We start from the raw sequence: 1,229 nt of genomic DNA, 5'->3' as shown, positions 1-1,229 counted from the left end.
AGCCGTACCGGAAGGTGCGGCTGGAATACCTCCTTTTTTAGAGTATTGCATCTGATAAGATGTAGTAGACGTTTAAAGAAAGGGAATTAATTAAGCTTTAATCAAGTATCAAAAAGGATAAGCTTTTATGTTTCTAATTGTCAATTTAATTATCATATTATAAAGCCTACAGTCTCATAGCTCAGCTGGTTAGAGCGCTACACTGATAATGTAGAGGTCGGCAGTTCGAGTCTGCCTGAGACTACTTTTTAGTCGAAAGGAAGACGAGAAGTTTATCCTGAGTAAGACACGTTAAGTGTCGCATCGTAGGGAGTCTGCCTGAGACTACTTTTTAGTCGAAAGGAAGACGAGAAGTTTATCCTGAGTAAAACACGTTAAGTGTCGCATCGAAGGGAGTCTGCCTGAGACTACTTTTTAGTCTTTAAGGCACAAGAGAAGAGTCTAAAGTGGTTAGAGGAATTTATTTGACCAAATTAGCTTTTAGATGTAAGGTTTATAATAATGAGGAATGGTAATATTTAATTGGTTTTAGATATTATGACAAGGCCCCATCCGGCCTCCCCAAAGGGGAGGAGAAGGTAGGTAACTATCACTCCCCCTTTGGGGGAGCTAGAGGGGAAAACGTTCATTGACATATTGAGAATATATAAGAATACGAGAGTAAGAGCATGCTTTTTTTTAGGAAAGAGTATGAAAATTAAATAACTAATAATTATCGAATAGATAAGCTTATTAAGGGCGTATGGGGAATGCCTAGGCTCTCAGAGGCGATGAAGGACGTGACAAGCTGCGATAAGCTGCGGGGATTAGCACATATGAGTTGATCCGCAGATTTCCGAATGGGGCAACCCACTATACTGAAGGTATAGTACTCGCCATTGGCGGGAGCGAACCCGGTGAACTGAAACATCTAATTAGCCGGAGGAAGAGAAAACAATAGTGATTTTGCTAGTAGCGGCGAGCGAACGTGAAACAGCCCAAACCAGAACTGTTACGGCAGTGCTGGGGTAGTAGGACTACGACATCTTGATACATTTTGAACCCAAATATTTTGGAAAGAATACCCATAGAAGGTGACAGGCCTGTAGGGGTAAGGGATGTATTGAGTAGTAGTATCCTGAGTAGTGCGGGGCACGAGAAACCTTGCATGAATCAGCCGGGACCATCCGGTAAGGCTAAATACTACTGAGAGACCGATAGTGAACCAGTACCGTGAGGGAAAGGTGAAA

Annotated in this window: 1 tRNA gene and 1 rRNA gene; both read left to right on the top strand. The window is 42.3% G+C overall.

The window, feature by feature from the left end:
- The first annotated feature begins 170 nt into the window (after positions 1 to 170).
- Positions 171 to 244 (top strand) — tRNA-Ile (locus LB450_RS13585).
- Between the two features lie 478 nt (positions 245 to 722).
- A 23S ribosomal RNA gene (locus tag LB450_RS13580) occupies positions 723 to 1,229 on the top strand; the annotation flags it as partial.

Origin of the sequence: Psychroflexus curvus, from assembly GCF_020164585.1 — a bacterium.
GTDB lineage: Bacteria > Bacteroidota > Bacteroidia > Flavobacteriales > Flavobacteriaceae > Psychroflexus > Psychroflexus curvus.
The sequence above is the reverse complement of the archived record's forward strand: the minus strand, read 5'-3'. Positions and strand labels throughout refer to the sequence as shown.